The organism is Streptomyces sp. NBC_00576 (assembly GCF_036345175.1).
GTDB lineage: Bacteria > Actinomycetota > Actinomycetes > Streptomycetales > Streptomycetaceae > Streptomyces.
In genome coordinates this window covers 8,378,450-8,396,797 of record NZ_CP107780.1, presented here as the reverse complement: position 1 = coordinate 8,396,797, position 18,348 = coordinate 8,378,450, and the positions used below count along the sequence as shown (strand labels likewise).

Here is an 18,348-nt window from a genome sequence, read left to right as displayed (position 1 = left end):
TCATCCCTGAGTCTTCTGGATAGCTTCGCGAAGCACCTGGCGGTCGTCGAACGGACGGACCACCCCGGCGATGTCCTGGCCCTGCTCATGGCCCTTGCCCGCGACCAGCACGGTGTCCCCGGGCCGCGCGCGGGCCACGGCGGCGGCGATGGCCGCGGCCCTGTCCTCGAACACCTGGACCTCGCCGCGCTCGTGCGCCGGCACGGAGGCCGCGCCTTCGAGCATGGCCGCGAGGATCGCGAGGGGGTCCTCGGAGCGGGGGTTGTCGGAGGTCAGTACGGCGGTGTCGGCGAGCCGGGCCGCGGCGGCACCCATCGGGGCGCGCTTGGTCGTGTCCCGGTCTCCGCCGCAGCCGAGCACCACATGCAGCTTGCCCTCGGTGACCTTGCGCAGTGCGCGCAGCACCGATTCGACGGCGTCCGTCTTGTGCGCGTAGTCGACGACCGCGAGATACGGCTGGCCCGCGTCCACCCGCTCAAGGCGCCCCGGAACTCCGGGTACCGCGGCGATCCCGTCAGCGGCGGCCTGCGGGTCGAGCCCGGCCTCGGCGAGGGCGACGATCGCGGCGAGGGTGTTGGCGACGTTGAAGGTGCCGGCGAGCGGCGACCTGGCGCGGATCCGCTGGTCCTTGGGGCCGACCACGGTGAACGTCGAGTCCATCGGGCCGACCTGGACGTTCTCGGCGCGCCAATCGGCATCCGGGTGGCCTTCGGCGGAGAAGGTGACGACCGGTACGGCGGCCTCCTGGGCGAGCCGTCGGCCGTAGGCGTCGTCGAGGTTGACGACCCCGAGTTTGCTGCGTTCGGGAGTGAACAGCCGCGCCTTGGCCTGGAAGTAGTCCTCCATGTCGGAGTGGAACTCCATGTGTTCCGGGCTGAGGTTGTTGAACACGGCGATGTCGAAGACGCAGCCGTCGACCCGGCCGAGGACCAGCGCGTGGCTGGAGACCTCCATGGCGACCGCGTCGACCCCGCGCTCGCGCATCACCGCGAACAGCGCCTGGAGATCGGTGGCCTCCGGCGTGGTGCGCTCGGACTTGATGCGTTCGTCACCGATGCGCGTCTCGACCGTGCCGATCAGCCCGGTCGCCCGGTCCGTCTTCAGGCCGCCCTCGACGAGGTACGCGGTGGTGGTCTTGCCGGAGGTGCCGGTGATGCCGATCTGGAGCAGGTCGCGCCCTGGACGGCCGTAGATCGTGGCCGCCAGTTCGCCCATCCGCGCGCGCGGATCGTCGGCCACCAGTACCGGGAGGCCGGTGGCGGCGGCGCGTTCGGCGCCCGTGGGGTCGGTCAGCACGGCGGCTGCGCCGAGGCCGGCGGCCTGCGTCACGAAGTCGGCGCCATGCAGCCGGGCGCCCGGGAGGGCGGCGTACAGGTCGCCGGGGCGGACTGCGCGCGAGTCATGGGTGATGCCCGTGATTCCGGCGTCCTTCGGGGTCTGGGGCTGCGATGCACCCAGCTGCCCGGCCAGTTCCGCGAGGGGTGTGGCGGAGACGTGAACCGGCCTCGGCGGTCCCGGATATGTCACAGGAACGCCCTTCTGGGTGGTTTGGTACTGATCAGCGTGTGGCACGGCGGTGAGCGTACCGGGCGCACCCCCGGACGAGCGAAGTGAGGGCGCGGGCGGGGTGTGCGACGGTGCGCTGTTCCCCGGGGCGGGAGAGTTCGTAGTCACGAGCTGTTTCCTGGCTGGTTTCCGTGCTGATCAGGGTGTGAAGGCCACGGGGAGATTCGCGGCCTTGGCCCCGGTGGGCGGCACCTGAAGGGTCTTCAGGGCGAACTCCATGACCTCCTTGTAGATGGGGCCACAGATCTGACCTCCGAAGTAACTGCCTTTGGTGGCGTTCTGGATGGCGCAGTAGACGGTGATGCGGGGGCTGTCGGCGGGCGCGAACCCGGCGAACGACGAGGTGTACCCCTTGTACCTGCTGGTGGCCGGATCCACGCGGTTGGCGGTACCCGTCTTGCCCGCCACCCGGTAGCCGGGGATACGCGCCTTGGTGCCGGTGCCCTCCACGTCGTCCACGACGGACTCCAGCATCTGCGCGAGCGTCTTCGCCGTCTTCGCACTGACGACCCGGGTCTTCCTCGGCTCGGCGGCGGGAGTGAACCGGCCGTCGGCACCGTTGGTGCCCCGGATCAGGGTGGGCTCCACGCGGACACCGCCGTTGGCGATCGTCGAGTACACAGAGGCCGCCTGCAGCGCGTTGAGGGAGACGCCCTGGCCGAAGGGAATCGTGAACTGCTGGGAGGTCGACCACTGGTCGGGCGGCGCGAGGATGCCCTTGGTCTCGCCGGGGAAGTCGAGCCCCGTGTAGCTGCCGAGGCCGAACTTGCGCAGATAGGAGTAGAGGACCTGGTTGGACTGCGCCTGCGTCTTGCCCAGCTGGCCGGTGGCCAGGATGGTGCCGATGTTGCTGGACTTGGCGAGCACGCCGTTGAGGGTCAGATACCAGGTCGGATGGTTGATGTCGTCCTTGAAGAGCCGGTCGCCCCGGTGCAGCCGGTTGGGCACGACGACATGCGTCGCGGGCGTGGCCACGTTCTCCTCGAGTACGGCGGCCATCGACATGACCTTGGCGGTGGAACCGGGCTCGTAGGCGTCCTGGAGGGCCGCGTTGCCGAGCGCGTTCGGGTTCGCCTTCGTGAGGTCGTTGGGGTCGAAGCCGGGCGAGTTGGCCATGGCCAGGATCTGACCGGTCCGGGTGTCCTGCACTATCACGTACCCGCGGTCCGCCTTCGACTCCTTCACCTGCTCGGTGATGGCGTTCTGCGCGGCCCACTGGATATCGCGGTCGATGGTCAGTTCGACGTCGGAACCGGGCACCGCAGGTGTCTCGGTGGAATCGGCGGTGGGCACCTGACGTCCCCCTGACTGCGCGTACCGGATCTTGCCGTCCTTCCCGGCCAGTTCGCCGTTCAGCTGCTGTTCGAGGCCGCCGCCGCCCTTGCCGTCGGCGCTGACCCAGCCCAGCAGTCCGGCGGCGAGCTCACCGTTCGGATAGACGCGCTTGCTCGCGGGCACGGCCAGCACACCGGCGAGGATGCTGACGGCGTCGGAGCCGGCTTTGGACTTGGCGGCCAGGGCGGACTTCAGGTCTTTGATCTGCGTCCACACCTGGGGGGTCTGACGGTGCGCGAGCAGCGTGTAGCGCGTGTTCGGCGTCTTCAGCTTCTTGGCGACGTCGCCCGCGTCCTGTCCGAGGATCGGCGCGAGGAGAGCGGCGGCCTGCTCGGGGGCGTCGCCCAGTTTCGTGCTCTTCGGCGTGAACATCGTCGGGTCGGCGGTGATGTCGTACGCGTCCACGCTGGTCGCCAGTTCGACGCCGTTGCGGTCGGTGATCTCGCCGCGTTCGGCGGCCAGGGTGCGGCCGACGTACCGGTTCTGCTCGGCCTTGGCGGCATACACGCTCGCGTCGACGGCCTGCACCTGGAGCAGCCGTACGACGAAGGCGATCAGCACCAGGGCCAGCGCGAGGCTGACCATGCGCAGCCGGGGCCGGGGACTGCCGAGCCGGATGATCTTCGGTCCGGCGGGGCGGCCGGCGACGGGACGGCGGGCGGGGCGGGCGGCGGGGCCCGGACGCCGGGCGGGGCCGGGGCGGGCGGGCCTGGCCGGGGCGGGCACACGGCGGCGCGGCGGTTCCCTGTCGGACACTTCCGTCACCTGCCGGGGGTCGTGGAGGGGAGGGTGGGGGTGGCTGCGGGTGCCTGCTCCGGGGTTGCCGGCACGGTCGGCGTCGGCGTCGGCGTCGGCTCAGGGGTGGGTGTCGGGGTCGCAGCCGGGGTTGGCGTAGGGTTGGGCGCCGACGCGGGGGCGTTCACCACGGGCGGGATCACCACGGGCGGGATCACCGCCGGGATCCGCAGCGCCGCCTGCTCCGCGGCCTCCGGGACACCCCTGACGGTGCCGTCGGGGTCGAGGAAGGCCGGGTCACCGCCGGGCACCATGCCGAGTTCCCTGGCCCGGCGCTGGAGGGCGTCGGGCGCGGCGTAGGCGTCCACGTCCCGTTGGAGTGCCTGTTCCTCGTCGGTGAGGCTCTTGGTGTCCTTCTGGAGGTCGTCGAGGCGGAATCCGCCTTCGCTGAGCGCGGAGTTCAGCACGAGGAGCCCGATGAGTCCGCCGCCCAGCAGGAAGACGACGAGCAGGACGAAGGGGGTACGGGCGGCCTGCCCCGGCCCCGTGGGGAAGAGCCGGGCGAGCCGGGCGGCCCGGCCCTTCAGCTCGGGATTCCTACTCACTCGCCCTCCCCGCGAGTCGGTCCTGCCCACACGCCTTCCCGCTCGCCTGCGCGACAAGTCCGGGTTTCCTGCTCACCCGCAGTCCCCTCCGTACGCCTCACTCGGCGTCCTCCCTGATGCGCTGAGCCCCGCGCAGTCGCGCCGGGGCGGCTCGCCTGTTCTCGGCGATCTCTTCCTCGGTGGGAAGTTCGGCACCGCGGGTGAGCAGCTTGAGCCGGGGCTGGTAGCGCTCGGGCACGACGGGCAGTCCGGGGGGCGCCGTGTTGGCGGCGCCGGCCGCGAACACCTGCTTGACCAGCCGGTCTTCGAGCGAGTGGTACGACAGGACAGCGATCCGGCCGCCGACGGCGAGCGCCTTCACCGCGGCCGGGATCGCCCGTTCCAGGACGGTCAGTTCACCGTTGACCTCGATGCGCAGCGCCTGGAAGGTGCGCTTGGCGGGGTTGCCGCCGGTGCGCTTGGCGGCCTGCGGCAGCGAGTCGCGGATCAGTTCGACGAGCCGGGCGCTGTTGCTGAAGGGCTCCTTGCCGCGTTCGCGCACGACCGCGGAGACGATCCGCTTGGCCTGCTTCTCCTCGCCGTACGCCCGCAGGATCCGGACGAGTTCACCGGCCGGGTAGGTGTTGAGGACCTCGGCGGCACTGATGCCGGTCGTCTGGTCCATGCGCATGTCGAGCGGCGCGTCCTGGGCGTAGGCGAACCCCCGGTCCGCCTCGTCGAGTTGCATGGAGGAGACACCGAGGTCGAACAGGACGCCGTCGACCTTCGGCAGGCCCAGCCGGTCGAGTACGTCGGGCAGTTCGTCGTACACCGCGTGCACCAGGTCGGCCCGCTCGCCGTAAGGCGCGAGCCGCTCCCCGGAGAGGCGCAGTGCCTCCTTGTCGCGGTCGAGGGCGACCAGCCGGGCCTCGGGGAAACGGGCGAGCAGCGCCTCGCTGTGGCCGCCGAGGCCGAGAGTGCAGTCGACGACGACCGCTCCGGGCCGCTCCAGTGCGGGGGCCAACAGGTCCAGGCACCGCTGGAGCATCACCGGGACATGTCGACTGTTGCTCAAGGGGCCCTCTCAGGTCCGGCACGGTGCCATACGCACCGCCGGGTCCCCGCCCGCTCGGCGAAGGGGAGGCCTGCCGGCGCCGGAAGCGTCAGCCGACCGGGAGCGGGAGGAGGCCGAGCCGTACGTACGCGCCGCGCACGCGGGGGATCAATCAATCCAGCAGGGAGTCTCGGCTCCCGCTTCGCGTCACTTTAGTCCACGGTGTCGCGCGGTCAATCAACCGGCCTGCGCGTCGCGGAACCCTGCCCCGGCAAGCCGCGAATCATACGTAATCACCCATACGGGTACACTCTTACCACCCTTGTGGGTTACCTCACAACAACACTCATTGATGTTCTTTGTCCCCTCTCACAGCGGGCCCGGAAGGGGCGTGACCAGTACCGTCATGCTTATGACGACTTCCGCATCAGTTCCCACCGGACCCGAAGGCGCCATAGCCACCGAAAACACCGTGATCGACCGTCTCGTCGAGGCCAACGGGCAGTACGCGGCCGCATTCACCGACCCGGGGATGGACGCCCGTCCCGTACTCCAGGTGGCGGTCGTGGCCTGCATGGACGCCCGTCTCGACCTGCACGCCGCGCTCGGTCTGGAGCTCGGCGACTGCCACACCATCCGCAACGCGGGCGGCGCCGTCACCGACGACGTGATCCGCTCCCTGACCATCAGCCAGCGGGCGCTCGGCACCCGTAGTGTCATCCTCATCCACCACACCGGCTGTGGCCTGGAGTCCCTCACCGAGGACTTCCGGCAGGAGTTGGAGGTCGAGGTCGGACAGCGCCCGGCGTGGGCCGTGGAAGCGTTCCGGGACGTCGACCAGGACGTACGCCAGTCGATGCAGCGTGTGCGCACCAACCCGTTCCTGCTGCACACCGACGACGTCCGCGGCTTCGTCTTCGACGTGAAGTCGGGCCTGCTGCGTGAGATCGACCCCGTTTAACCGAACCGGACCGCGCATCCTTACGTATGTCTCTACGAAATTTACCCTTCACTTCAGTGCCGAAAAGGCCTGAAAATCAGACATACCCCTGCCAGTTATCCACAGGCGAGTGACACGAACCGGTAACGGCAACAAGAATGCGGGTGTGACGTCACGCGGAACTTTTCCCGCGTGGTGTCCGTGTTTCGGGGTGGGCCGGTCCGCATCGCAGGCGTCGGCCCGGAGAAAGAACGGGCCGAGGAGGGCCGTGTGACGACCTATGACGATCGAGCGAGCCTCACTGATCTGACTGCCACTGTGGAGCGAGTCCGCAGTTCGGTGGAGGGAGTGATCGAGGGCAAGCCTGAGGTCGTACGGCTTTCGCTGACCGTGCTGCTCGCCGAAGGGCATCTTCTGATCGAGGATGTCCCTGGCGTCGGCAAGACCATGCTGGCGAAGACGCTGGCAAAGTCCATCGACTGTTCCGTGCGGCGCATTCAGTTCACGCCGGACCTGTTGCCCTCGGACATCACCGGTGTGTCCATCTGGGACCAGCAGCGCCGCGACTTCGAGTTCAAACCGGGGGCGATCTTCGCGCAGATCGTGATCGGCGACGAGATCAACCGTGCTTCGCCGAAGACCCAGTCCGCGCTTTTGGAGTCCATGGAGGAGCGCCAGGTCACCATCGACGGGCAGACCTACGAACTGCCCAGCCCCTTCATGGTGGTGGCCACGCAGAACCCCGTCGAGATGGAGGGCACCTACCCGCTCCCGGAGGCACAGCGCGACCGCTTCATGGCCCGCGTGTCCATCGGCTACCCGAGCGCGGAGGCCGAACTCCAGATGCTGGACGTGCACGGCGGCGTCTCACCGCTGGACGACCTCCAGCCGGTGGCCCACGCGCACGACATCGTGAAGCTCGTCGAGGCCGTCCGCAACGTGCATGTCGCACAGTCGGTCCGGCGCTACGCGGTGGACCTGGTCTCCGCCACGCGCACCCACCCCGATCTCAGACTCGGCGCCTCGCCGCGCGCCACGCTGCATCTGTTGCGCGCCGCGAAGGCGTCCGCCGCCCTGAGCGGCCGGGAGTACGCACTGCCGGACGACATCCAGGCCCTCGCCGTGGCCGTACTGTCCCACCGCCTGCTCCCCACCGCCCAGGCCCAGCTCAACCGCCGTACCTCCGAGCAGGTCGTCCAGGAGATCCTGCAGCGCACCCCGGTGCCTGCGGCGCCCCAGCAGCAGAGCGGCTTCGGCCTGGGCCGCTCCGCGCCCGACTTCGGCCAGCAACCGCCGCGGAGGCTTGGATGAGCGCAGAGGCGCCGGGGCACCCGGAGGACGACGAGGGCGACAAGGGCGGGGTGCGTACGGCGCTGGCCGGACTCACCACCCGCGGACGCTCCTTCCTGGCCGCCGGGGTCGCCGCTGCCATCTGCGCGTACGTCCTGGGGCAGAGCGATCTGCTCCGGGTGGGCGTACTGCTCGCCGTACTCCCACTGGTCTGCGCGACCGTCCTGTACCGCACGCGCTACCGGGTGGCCGGCAGCCGCCGGCTCTCCCCCGCGCGCGTGCCCGCCGCCGCCGAGGCCCGCGTCCATCTCCGGATGGACAACGTCTCGCGGCTGCCCACGGGCCTGCTGATGCTCCAGGACCGGGTGCCGTACGTGCTCGGTCCGCGCCCCCGGTTCGTCCTGGACCGGGTGGAGGCGGGCGGGCGCCGCGAGGTGTCCTACCGCGTCCGCTCCGACCTGCGGGGCCGCTATCCGCTGGGCCCGCTCCAGCTGCGGCTGACCGACCCGTTCGGCATGTGCGAGCTGACCCGCTCCTTCTCCACGTACGACACCCTGACGGTGATCCCGCGCGTGGATACCCTGCCGCCGGTGCGACTGACCGGCGAGGCCAAGGGATACGGCGAAGGACGGCACCGCTCGCTGGCGCTGGCCGGCGAGGACGACGTGATCCCGCGCGGGTACCGCTACGGCGACGACCTGCGCCGCGTGCACTGGCGCTCCACCGCCCGCTACGGCGAGCTGATGGTGCGCCGCGAGGAACAGCCGCAGCGCGCCCGCTGCACGGTACTCCTCGACACCCGGGGCATCGCCTACCTGGGCGCGGGCCCGGACTCGGCCTTCGAGTGGGCGGTGTCGGGTGCCGCGTCCGTCCTGGTCCACATGCTCGAACGGGGCTTTTCCGTACGACTGTTGACGGACACCGGCAACTCCGTGCCCGGCGAGGGCGCCGAGGGTTTCGCGGGCGCCAGTCAGGAGTCCGCGGACGCGGCCGGACTGATGATGGACACGCTCGCGGTGATCGACCACTCGGACGGCACGGACATCTCCCGGGCGTACGACGTGCTGCGGGCCGGCGGCGAGGGACTGCTGATGGCGTTCTTCGGCGACCTCGACGAGGAGCAGGCCGCGGTGGCCGCGAAGATGCGGCAGCGCAGCGGCGGAGCGGTCGCCTTCGTGCTGGACAGTGAGACCTGGGTGCAGGAACCCAACGATGTGCCGGGCCCCGAGGACCCGGCCGAGGAGTCGCTGCGGATGCTGCGCGAGGCGGGCTGGACGGCGGTGCGGGTACCGCGAGGGGTCGCGATGAGCGACCTGTGGCGCCAGGCGGACCGGGAGCGTTCCGGTCTCGGTGCCCTCAGTGGCGGGGAGGGACGGTCATGAGCGGGCGCGCACGACTGGCGCTGTGCGCCTGGGTGGCCACCATGCTGACGGCCTGTGCCCTGCTGCCGCTGGTCGAGGACGTGAGCTGGCTGCTCCAGGTGGCCTTCCTGCTCGGTGTGCAGACGATCGTCGGCGCGGGGGCCCGGCGGGTGCCGCTGGCCTGGCCGATGACGGTGGCGGCGCAGCTCCTAGTCTCCCTTGTTCTGCTGACCCTGGTCTTCGTCCGGGAGCAGGCGTTCTTCGGTCTGATCCCCGGCCCCGACGCCTTCCAGCAGTTCGGCACACTGCTGCAGAGCGGCGCGGACGACGTCGGGCGGTACGCGATCCCGGCGCCGCTGTCCGACGGCATACGGCTGATGCTGGTCGGCGGTGCGCTGCTGATCGGGCTCATGGTGGACACCCTCGCGGTGACCTTCCGCAGCGCGGCTCCGGCCGGCCTGCCGCTTCTCGCGCTGTACTCGGTCGCCGCCGGGCTGGCCGACGGCGGGGGCGCCTGGGTGTGGTTCCTGCTGGCCTCGGCGGGCTATCTGATGCTGCTCCTGGCCGAGGGCCGGGACCGGCTCTCCCAGTGGGGCCGGGTCTTCGGCGGCGCGCCGCGCGCCCTGGGCGAACAGTCGACCGGCGGCGCGATCGCCCCCGTACGCACGGGACGGCGGATCGGCGCGGTCGCGCTGGGCGTCGCCCTGGTGGTGCCGCTGGCGCTGCCCTCGCTCGACGGCGGGCTGCTGGGCGCCGCGGGGGGTGGTGTGGGCCCGGGCAGCGGAGGCGGCGGCACGATCTCCGCCGTGAACCCGCTGGTGTCGCTGCGCGACAATCTGAACGTGGACGAGGACCGTCAGGTCCTGTCCGTGCGCAACAGCAGCGAGGACACCCAGGACCTGTATCTGCGGATCGTCTCGCTGGACACCTTCGACGGCACCGCGTGGAAGCCGTCCCAGCGGCACATCCAGGACGTGCCCGACAGATTCCCGACGCCGCTCGGCCTGAGAGCGGACGTACGCCGCACGGAGGTCACGACCTCCGTCTCGGCGGCGGACTGGTACTCCCAGGACTGGCTCCCGATGCCGTACCCGGCCACCGGTGTGAAGATCGGCGGCAGTTGGCGCTTCGAGCCTGTGGGCCGCACCCTCGTCGGCGACCACGGCCAGAACACGCGCGGCGCGCGGTACACGGTGACGAGCCTGGACGTGCAGCCGACCGCGCAGCAGCTCGCCGAGGCACCGGAGCCGGACCCGGCACTGGTACGCGAGTTCACCCAGGTCCCGGAGTCGCTGCCGACGATCGTGGCGCGCACCGCGCGCGAGGTCACCGCCGGTTCGGTCAACGCCTACGAGCAGGCGGTCAAGCTCCAGGACTACTTCGCGGTGAGCGGCGGCTTCCGGTACGACACCCAGGTACAGGTCGGCAGCGGCTCCAACGCGATCGCGCGGTTCCTGAGGGACAAGGAGGGCTTCTGCGTCCACTTCTCCTTCGCGATGGCGTCGATGGCCCGCACGCTGGGCATTCCGGCCCGGGTCGCGGTGGGCTTCGCACCGGGCACCCCGCAGCCGGACGGCACGATCTCGGTGGGGCTGCGCGACGCGCACGCCTGGCCGGAGCTGTACTTCGAGGGCGTCGGCTGGACCCGTTTCGAGCCGACCCCGACCCGTGGTTCGGTGCCCGAGTACACGCAGTCCCAGGTGCCGGGCAGCGCCATCCCGAACCCGGACGTGCCGTCCCAGCAGGCGTCCGTCGCGCCGTCCGACTCTGCCTCGGCGAGCGAGACCTGCACGGCGGCGCAGCGGCGGCTGGACGGTGGGTGCGCGAGCGAGTCCCCGCAGGCCGCGCTGGGCCAGGACGACGACAGTGGGTGGTGGTCCGAGGCACTCGGGTGGACGCTGGGTGTGCTCGCCGCGCTGGCGCTCCTGCTGTCGCCGATGCTGTGGCGGCTGCGGATCCGGGCCGTGCGGCTCGGAGCGCACGGCCGAGCCGACGCCGACGCGACGGTCCACGCGCTGTCGGCCTGGCAGGAACTGACCGACACCGCCTGGGACTTCGGCATCAGCCCGGAGGAGTCCCAGACGCCCCGCAAGGCGGCCGCCCGGATCGTGCGCCTCGGCGATCTCGATCCACCGGCGGCTGACGCCGTGCACCGGGTGGCGGACGCCGTGGAGCAGGTCCTGTACGCGCCGAGTCCCCGCCCGACGGCGGGGCTCGCGGAGGATGTGCGCCGGGCGACCGAGGCCCTGCGTGCCACGGCGGGCCGGGGCACGCGGCTGCTCGCGACATTCGCCCCACGTTCGACCGTACGTGTGATGTGGACACTGTCGGCGCGCTGGGCCGAACTCAGCGAGCGGGCGCTGGCGGCCAGGCCGACCCTGCGCAAGCCGTGGGGCCAGCACAGCTGACGCCACGGCGGCAGGACATGGCGGTGGCCCGGAACCCCTGGGGGTTCCGGGCCACCGCCGTTTCACGTCCTGCGGTCACAACTCGGGGAACTGCGGCCCGAAGGGCTACTGGCCACCCTGCTGTTCGTCGCGGCGGCGCTGCCAGCGCTCCTCGATGCGGTCCATCATGGAGCGCCGCTGCCGGCCCTGTCGGCGAGCATGCGGAGCTCCGGGGGCAGCACCCGCGGCGGGCTGTTCGCCCGGCTTGGGAGCCTTGCGCCAGCCCGTCACGGCCAGTACCGCGCAGCCCAGCATGACGAGGAATCCCACCACGCTCAGCCAGATCTGCACTGCGACCATTCCGGCCATGAGGAGCGCGATACCTACGAGGAAGCCCGCGACCGCCTGGTAGACCCGTCGCCGGGTGTACGTGCGCAGCCCGCTTCCTTCAAGCGCTGTCGCGAACTTGGGATCTTCGGCGTACAGCGCTCGCTCCATCTGCTCGAGCATTCGCTGCTCGTGCTCCGAGAGCGGCACGGAGTCCTCCTCATTCGTGCAGTCGCCGGGGCGACCGGGGGTCCCCTTCAGGATAGGCAGGGAATCGCCCCCGTGAAACCCGCCCCTCTACGCCAATTGGCAACCGGAATCCGCCATGGCCGTCCGGTTCACTGAGGCGTTCATTCCCCAGCAACCGGCCCGTCATGCAGAGCGGTCTCCCTCGATCATACGGCTCCGGGCGTCCGATCGGGGGGCGTGTGGCGTACTCCATCTGCGGCCGAGCCCCTGATCAGCGGTCCGCCCCGGGAGGTGACTCAGACCTCGGCGGCACCCGGAGTCTCGCCGAGCACATGAAGCTGGGTGGCCACGGAGTGGAACGCGGCCTGCTCGGCCGCCGCGGCCTCCAGCTTCAGCAGCGCGTCCAGGGCGCCCGGCTCGGTGTCCACGAGGACCCCGGGCACCAGGTCGGCGAAGATCCGTACGCCGTGGACGGCGCCCACGCGCAGGCCCGCACCCTCGACCAGCCCGGTGAGCTGTTCGGCGGTGAACCGGTGGGGGACGGGGTCACTCTCGCCCCAGCGGCCGTTCGGGTCGTCGAGCGCCCGCTTGGCCTCCTTGAAGTGCCCGGCGAGGGCCCGCGCGAGCACGGCGCCGCCGAGTCCGGCGGCGAGCAGGCTGAGGACGCCCTCGGAGCGCAGGGCGGCCACCACGTTGCGGACGCCCTCGGCGGGGTCGTCCACGTACTCCAGGACGCCGTGGCAGAGCACCGCGTCGTAGCCACCGCGCTCGACCACGTCGAAGAGGCCGTGCGCGTCGCCCTGGACGCCCCGGACGCGGTCGGCGACACCGGCCTCGGCGGCCCGGCGCTCCAGCGCGAACAGTGCGTTGGGGCTCGGGTCGACGACGGTGACACGGTGGCCCAGGCGGGCGACAGGCACCGCGAAGTTGCCGCTGCCGCCGCCGGTGTCGAGGACGTCCAGCGACTCTCGCCCCGTGGCTTTGACGCGGCGTTCCAGGGCGTCCTGGAGGACCTCCCAGACCACGGCTGTACGGAGGGAAGAGCGGGGTCGCATCGGGTCCGACACGGCAGGTGACTCCTCGGCGCGGCACCGCCTCTTGCGCGGCGGAGCGAACGGGGTGCCTTCCCGGCCCCGGTGGGCTGCGGAAAAGCTGCGGCTTCCCCACCTTATTGCCTCCGGTGACCTACCCGGTCGACCGTCTCAGCCCGCGTCCGGGACGTCCCTGCCTCCCTCTCTGCCTCCCTCCCGGTCCTCCTCCTGGACCGCCCTCGGGGGCCTGTCCAGGTCGTGGCGCGGCTGGGGCAGCACCGGCTGGAGGACGAGCATCCGCTCGACGAGGCGCAGGAACATCGCCACGTCGCGTATCAGGTCGTCGGCGTCGCGGCTGCCGGCCGCACCCTGGATGCCGGCCTCGGCGCGGGCGCGGCGGCGGGCACCGGAGGCGAACAGCACGCTCCACTCGGCGAGTTCGGGCGCTATCTCGGGGAGCACTTCCCAGGCGCTGCGGATGCGTGCCCGGCGCCTCGGGGTGGGTTCGGGGCGGCCCCGGGCGGCGAGCACCGCGGCGGCGGTGCGCAGGGCGGCGAGGTGGGCGGTGGCATACCGCTCGTTCGCGGTCTCCAGGACGGCCGCCTCATCGAGTCCGGCACGGGCCTGGGCGAGCAGGTCGAGGGCTGCGGGCGGGGCCGTGGCCCGGCGGAGCACGGGGTGCACGTCGCCCGCCGGCCCGGTCAGTGAGGGGGCAGGGCCGGAGGGGCGGCGCCGAGGGGCGGCGGCTGCGTTCGTACTGGCCATGACGAACCTCCAGTCGTCTGTGTGACGGCACGCCCCGACAGGAGGTGCCGTATGTGCCCATCGTGCGGTATGCCACTGACAATCCGTTCTGACCTGGTCTTTTGCTTCGATCGAAGGTTCGAGTTATCTTTTGCACTGACCAGTCAGTTCAAAAAAGGTGGGGAACTGTGGACGGTCCGCACGGGCTCGGGGTGACCACCCGGGCCTTCGGGCTCAAGGGGCCTCGCGGCTGGGCATTCCGTGAGGTGTCCTTCGACGCGGAGCCCGGCTCGCTGATCGCGGTGGAGGGTGCGTCCGGATCCGGACGCACCTGCCTGCTGCTCGCGCTCACGGGCCGGATGAGGGCCACCGAGGGGTCGGCCACGGTCGGCGAGTGGCACCTGCCCAAGCAGGCGACGGCGGTGCGCCGCGTGAGCGCGCTCGCGCACGTCCCCGGCGTCACCGACCTGGACCCCGCCCTGACCGTCGGGGAGCACCTACGGGAACGGGCGCTGCTGGAACACCGGTTCGGCGGTTCCCTGCGCGGGCTGCTGCGGCCACGCGCGGAACGGACGGCCGAGGCGAAGCTGCGCGTCGACTCCGCGCTGACGGCGGCCGGCCTCGACCCTGAGGCACTTCCCAAGGGCTCCCGGACCGCCGTACGCGATCTGGAGCGGCTGGAGGCGCTGCGGCTGTCCGTGGCGCTGGCCCTGATCGGCGGGCCGCGGCTGCTGGGCGTCGACGACACCGACCTGAAGCTGTCGGACGCCGAACGGGGCGAGGTCTGGGCTCTGTTGAGGTCCCTCGCCGACGCCGGGACGACCGTCGTGGCGGTGTGCAGCGAGGCTCCCGAAGGGGCCGTCACTGTTTCGACCACCGTGTCGACACTGCCGCGCGAGCAGGATCCGGGCGAGAAAGAGTCAGGCGAGAAAGAGACTCGGGAGAAGGAGACGGTGGATGCGCTCCCCGAGACTGGCCGCGCTTGAGCTCAGGCGCTTCGGCCGTGGCAGGCTCCCGCGGGCAGCGTTGGCCTCGCTCCTGCTGCTGCCGCTGCTGTACGGCGCCCTGTATCTGTGGTCCTTCTGGGACCCGTACGGAAGGCTCGACCGCATACCCGTGGCGCTCGTGAACGCCGACAACGGGGCGAGCGTCGCGGGGAAGAAGCTCGCGGCCGGTGCCGACATCGTCAAGGGGCTGCGCGACAGTGACACCTTCGAGTGGCACGAGGTGAGTGCGGCCCAGGCCCGGGAGGGCGTCGAGGACGGCACTTACTACCTGTCGCTGACCATGCCGGCCGACTTCAGCAAGCGGATCGCGTCCAGTTCGGGCGACTCCCCGGAGACGGGCGCGCTCCAGGTGCGGACGAACGACGCCAACAACTACATCGTCGGGCAGATCTCCCGGACGGTGTTCGGCGAGGTGCGTACGGCCGCCTCCACGAAGGCCTCGCGTTCGTTCCTGGACCGGATCTTCGTCTCGTTCTCCGACATCCACGGGCAGACCGTGAAGGCCGCCAAGGGCGCCGACACGCTCACGGGCGGCATCGGAAAGGCCGAGCAGGGGTCCAAGGATCTCGCCGACGGGCTGAAGGACGCCGAGGCGGTCAGCGGCAAGCTGGTCCGGGGGCTGAGGAAGCTCGACTCGGGGGCGGGCGATCTGGCGGACGGTTCGCGGCAGGTCGCGGCAGGCACACAGACGCTCGCCGACCGGGTCAACGGCGTCGCGGACCGGCTGGGGCCCTTCCTCAAGGACAACGAGAAGACGATCGGGGACGCCGCTCAGCTCGTCGCCGACTCGGCCGGTACGGTCCGGCGCAACCTCGGCACCCTGGTGAAGGCCGCCCCGGCCGCCGCCAAGGGCGCCCACACGGCCTCCGACACCCTGGACGGGGTCTACAAAGCGCGCTGCGAGACCGCGGTGCTGCCGGACGCCGCGTGCGCCGACCTGAAGAAGGCCAGGCAGGCAGCGGCGGACGTGGCTACGGTCGCCGACGACGTCAGCACACTGGTCGCCGACCAGAACGGCGATCTGGACCGACTCGACCAGCACCTCGCCACCCTGCAGAAGCAGGCCCAGGCGCTCGCCGACCGCGCCCCGCGCCTGACCGAGGACCTCGACGACGTCGTCCGGAAGGTCGACAAGCTCAACGCGGGGGCCGCTCAGGTCGCCGCGGGAGCGCGGAAGCTGCACACCGGGCTCTCCACCGCCCGGACCGGCGCGACCGCCCTCGACACGGGCATCGGGGACCTCAGGACGGGCGCGGACGACCTCTCCGGAGGCATGTTCAAGCTCGCCGACGGCTCCGGGAAACTCGCCGGCGGGCTGCACGACGGCGCAGGGCAGATCCCCGACTACGACCGGCAGGACCGTGACGCGCGCACCCAGGTGATGTCCGACCCGGTCCAACTCGCCTCCCAGGACCTGCACAAGGCACCCAACTACGGCACCGGATTCGCCCCGTACTTCATCCCGCTGTCCCTGTGGGTGGGCGCGATGGTCGCCTACATGCTGATCCCTCCGCTCAACCGGCGCGCGCTCGCCGCGGGCGCCTCCGCGTGGCGCATCGCGCTGGCGGGCTGGCTCCCCGTGGCCGCCCTGGGCGTGCTCCAGACCGTGGCCCTGATGTCCGTACTGCACTGGGCGATCGGCCTGGAGATGGTGCGGGCGGCGGGGACGGTGGGCTTCCTGTTCCTGGTGACGGCGTGCTTCGCGGCGATCGTCCAGTGGCTGAACGCGCGTTTCGGAGCAGCGGGCCGGATCCTCGTACTCGCCTTCCTGATGCTCCAGTTGACGTCCGCGGGGGGCACCTATCCCGTGCAGACCAGTCCCGACTTCTTCAACGCGATCCACCCCTTCATGCCGATGAGTTACGTCGTCGAGGCCCTGCGCAGGCTCATCACGGGCGGCGGGCTCGGCCCGGTGTGGCAGGCGTGTGCGGTGTTCGCGGCGTTCACGGCCGGCGCCCTGGCGCTGACCGCCGTGGCGGCCCGCCGCAAGCAGGTGTGGACCCTGGACCGACTGCACCCGGAGCTGAGCCTGTGACGTCTCGTCAGCGTGTGCCCGGCGTTCCTGTGAGAATCGGGGCCATGGAACACAGCAGGACCCCGTCGGGCGGCGGTACGCGCCGCGAGGCCACCCGGCAGAAGCTCTACGAGGCCGCCGTCACGCTCATCGCCGAACAGGGCTTCTCCGCCACCACGGTGGACGAGATCGCCGAGCGGGCCGGCGTCGCCAAGGGCACGGTCTACTACAACTTCGCGAGCAAGTCCGTCCTCTTCGAGGAGTTGCTGCGGCACGGTGTGGAACTCCTCACCGCCTCCCTTCGGGAGGCGGCCGAGCAGACCGCCCGGGACGGCGGCACGAAGATCGACGCCCTGGACGCGATGGTCCGGGCCGGACTCGTCTTCATCAGCCGCTACCCGGCGTTCACCCAGCTGTACGTGGCCGAGTTGTGGCGCACCAACCGGGCCTGGCAGTCCACCCTGATGGTGGTCAGACAGCAGGCGGTTGCGGTCATCGAGGACGTCCTGCGCGAGGCCGTGGCGAGCGGCGAGCTCAGCGACGAGATCGACATCCCGCTGACCGCGGCGGCCCTGGTCGGCATGGTCCTGGTCGCCGCCCTGGACTGGCAGTCCTTCCAGCCGGAACGCTCCCTGGACGACGTCCACTCGGCGCTGTCCCGACTGCTCCAGGGACGGGTGGGCGGCAACCGCTGAGCGAGCGGATCCGGACGCGGACGCACAGGAAAGCGCGGACGCACAGGAAAGCGCCGGTCCGATGTGGCCGCGTCCCCCGCGGGCCACCTCGAACCGGCGCTCCCTTCCTGCTCCCCCGTACCCCCGTACCCCCGTGCGGTCGTTCCCCCGGGTCCCCCGGTGCCTCGCTCCCGCCGACGGATCGGCGGAAGGAGCGGTCCAGGGCCTCGGCACCGTTCCGCCGCCCCGTGTCGGCGGTACCGGAGCCGTGCCCTTTTCCGTGGCTCCACTCTCTCGTTCGCGCAGGTCGCAGCCCATCCGTGCGGCTACTCATCTCTCGCCCTAGGTACGTGTACTCAGCCCTGCGCACTCAACCCCAGGACGCGCCGTTGCCGACTGGTTACCATCGCGTCCGTGTCGGTACTCCCTTTGGTCTTCACCAGCGGCTGGGCCAGCGGTATCAACGCCTACGCGGTGGTGCTGCTCCTCGGCGTCTTCGGCGCGACCGGGCTGAGCGACGAGGTCCCCGAGTCGCTGCAGCGCCCCGAGGTGCTCGTCGCGGCGGGCGTGCTGTTCCTGTGCGAGGCGGTCGCCGACAAGATCCCGTACGTGGACTCGGTGTGGGACGCGGTGCACACGGTGATCCGGCCGGTCTCCGGGGCCGTCGTCGGAGCGCTGCTGGCCGGGCAGAGCGGTTCGCTGTCCGATCTGGCGGCGGGCGCGATCGGCGGTTCGACGGCGCTGGCCAGCCATGCGGTCAAGGCCGGGACGCGGATGGCCGTCAACACCTCGCCGGAGCCGTTCAGCAACGTGATCGTGAGCTTCGCCGAGGATCTCGGGGTCGCCGGCATCGTGACGTTCGCGATGTTCCACCCGGAGGCGGCGGCGATCATCGCGGGCACGCTGCTACTCACCGGGCTGCTCCTGCTGTACTTCCTGGTCTCCCGGATCAGACGCTTCCTGCGGCGCCGGGCCCAGCGGCGCGAGGAGAAACGGTTCACCGTCCAGACCGGATGGCCCCCGGGCTGAGTCGGGTTGCCCACAATCCCACGAACTCCCTGGTCACAGGCCCGTGGCCGGACTGTCAGTGGGGGCCGATAAAGTCCCTGA

The 18,348-nt window shown here is 71.1% G+C and carries 15 protein-coding genes; 8 read left to right on the top strand and 7 right to left on the bottom strand.

All coding sequences use genetic code 11. The features are described 5' to 3' along the window. From OG734_RS36515 to rsmH, 4 genes are all read right to left on the bottom strand, one after another. Positions 1-1,674, bottom strand: a complete 1,674-nt coding sequence (locus OG734_RS36515; RefSeq protein WP_330291695.1) for a UDP-N-acetylmuramoyl-L-alanyl-D-glutamate--2,6-diaminopimelate ligase — start codon at positions 1,672-1,674, stop codon at positions 1-3. 30 nt (positions 1,675-1,704) lie between these two features. Then, complete coding sequence (locus tag OG734_RS36510) at positions 1,705-3,657, bottom strand: peptidoglycan D,D-transpeptidase FtsI family protein (protein WP_330291694.1); 1,953 nt, start codon at positions 3,655-3,657, stop codon at positions 1,705-1,707. Between the two features lie 5 nt (positions 3,658-3,662). Continuing rightward, entirely contained in the window at positions 3,663-4,241 is a 579-nt protein-coding gene (locus tag OG734_RS36505; RefSeq protein ID WP_330291693.1) for a septum formation initiator family protein, read from the bottom strand. Between the two features lie 97 nt (positions 4,242-4,338). Next, entirely contained in the window at positions 4,339-5,295 is a 957-nt protein-coding gene (gene rsmH, locus OG734_RS36500; RefSeq protein WP_330291692.1) for a 16S rRNA (cytosine(1402)-N(4))-methyltransferase RsmH, read from the bottom strand. Between the two features lie 391 nt (positions 5,296-5,686). Here rsmH and OG734_RS36495 point away from each other — a divergent pair, with 391 nt between their 5' ends. From OG734_RS36495 to OG734_RS36480, 4 genes are all read left to right on the top strand, one after another. Further along, positions 5,687-6,235: a beta-class carbonic anhydrase gene (locus OG734_RS36495; RefSeq protein WP_330291691.1), complete on the top strand. Its 549-nt coding sequence runs from the start codon at positions 5,687-5,689 to the stop codon at positions 6,233-6,235. A gap of 249 nt (positions 6,236-6,484) precedes the next feature. Then, positions 6,485-7,525, top strand: a complete 1,041-nt coding sequence (locus tag OG734_RS36490; protein WP_330291690.1) for an AAA family ATPase — start codon at positions 6,485-6,487, stop codon at positions 7,523-7,525. Then, complete coding sequence (locus OG734_RS36485) at positions 7,522-8,886, top strand: DUF58 domain-containing protein (RefSeq protein ID WP_330291689.1); 1,365 nt, start codon at positions 7,522-7,524, stop codon at positions 8,884-8,886. Before OG734_RS36490 ends, OG734_RS36485 begins: the two co-directional genes overlap by 4 nt. Then, the gene (locus OG734_RS36480) at positions 8,883-11,273 is read left to right on the top strand and encodes a transglutaminase TgpA family protein (protein WP_330291688.1); all 2,391 of its coding nucleotides are present in this window, start codon (positions 8,883-8,885) and stop codon (positions 11,271-11,273) included. The genes OG734_RS36485 and OG734_RS36480 overlap by 4 nt, the downstream gene beginning before the upstream one ends. Positions 11,274-11,378: 105 nt before the next feature. Here the strand turns inward: OG734_RS36480 and OG734_RS36475 are convergent, their stop codons facing one another. The 3 genes from OG734_RS36475 to OG734_RS36465 form a co-directional block, all read right to left on the bottom strand. Next, complete coding sequence (locus OG734_RS36475; protein ID WP_329278142.1) at positions 11,379-11,789, bottom strand: DUF3040 domain-containing protein; 411 nt, start codon at positions 11,787-11,789, stop codon at positions 11,379-11,381. Between the two features lie 275 nt (positions 11,790-12,064). After that, positions 12,065-12,835, bottom strand: a complete 771-nt coding sequence (locus tag OG734_RS36470) for a methyltransferase (RefSeq protein WP_330291687.1) — start codon at positions 12,833-12,835, stop codon at positions 12,065-12,067. Between the two features lie 135 nt (positions 12,836-12,970). Then, positions 12,971-13,564, bottom strand: coding sequence for an SAV_6107 family HEPN domain-containing protein (locus OG734_RS36465; RefSeq protein WP_330291686.1), 594 nt, complete (start codon positions 13,562-13,564; stop codon positions 12,971-12,973). 167 nt (positions 13,565-13,731) lie between these two features. On the opposite strand from OG734_RS36465, the gene OG734_RS36460 reads away from it, so the two are divergent. The 4 genes from OG734_RS36460 to OG734_RS36445 all read left to right on the top strand — a co-directional run bounded on the left by OG734_RS36460 (position 13,732) and on the right by OG734_RS36445 (position 18,267). Next, positions 13,732-14,529, top strand: coding sequence for an ATP-binding cassette domain-containing protein (locus tag OG734_RS36460; RefSeq protein WP_330291685.1), 798 nt, complete (start codon positions 13,732-13,734; stop codon positions 14,527-14,529). Further along, the gene (locus OG734_RS36455) at positions 14,501-16,585 is read left to right on the top strand and encodes a YhgE/Pip domain-containing protein (RefSeq protein WP_330291684.1); all 2,085 of its coding nucleotides are present in this window, start codon (positions 14,501-14,503) and stop codon (positions 16,583-16,585) included. The genes OG734_RS36460 and OG734_RS36455 overlap by 29 nt, the downstream gene beginning before the upstream one ends. A 44-nt stretch (positions 16,586-16,629) precedes the next feature. Then, complete coding sequence (locus OG734_RS36450) at positions 16,630-17,259, top strand: TetR/AcrR family transcriptional regulator (RefSeq protein WP_330291683.1); 630 nt, start codon at positions 16,630-16,632, stop codon at positions 17,257-17,259. A gap of 393 nt (positions 17,260-17,652) precedes the next feature. Next, a complete protein-coding gene (locus OG734_RS36445) occupies positions 17,653-18,267 on the top strand; it encodes a DUF4126 domain-containing protein (RefSeq protein WP_330291682.1) in 615 nt (204 codons plus the stop codon). Positions 18,268-18,348 lie beyond the last annotated feature (81 nt).

Bases quoted from the DNA above. Each gene is read 5' to 3' on its own strand.
- OG734_RS36495 (WP_330291691.1), top strand. From the start codon at position 5,687: ATGACGACTTCCGCATCAGTTCCCACCGGACCCGAAGGCGCCATAGCC.
- OG734_RS36485 (WP_330291689.1), top strand. From the start codon at position 7,522: ATGAGCGCAGAGGCGCCGGGGCACCCGGAGGACGACGAGGGCGACAAG.
- OG734_RS36480 (WP_330291688.1), top strand. From the start codon at position 8,883: ATGAGCGGGCGCGCACGACTGGCGCTGTGCGCCTGGGTGGCCACCATG.
- OG734_RS36465 (WP_330291686.1), bottom strand. From the start codon at position 13,564: ATGGCCAGTACGAACGCAGCCGCCGCCCCTCGGCGCCGCCCCTCCGGC.
- OG734_RS36455 (WP_330291684.1), top strand. From the start codon at position 14,501: ATGCGCTCCCCGAGACTGGCCGCGCTTGAGCTCAGGCGCTTCGGCCGT.
- OG734_RS36450 (WP_330291683.1), top strand. From the start codon at position 16,630: ATGGAACACAGCAGGACCCCGTCGGGCGGCGGTACGCGCCGCGAGGCC.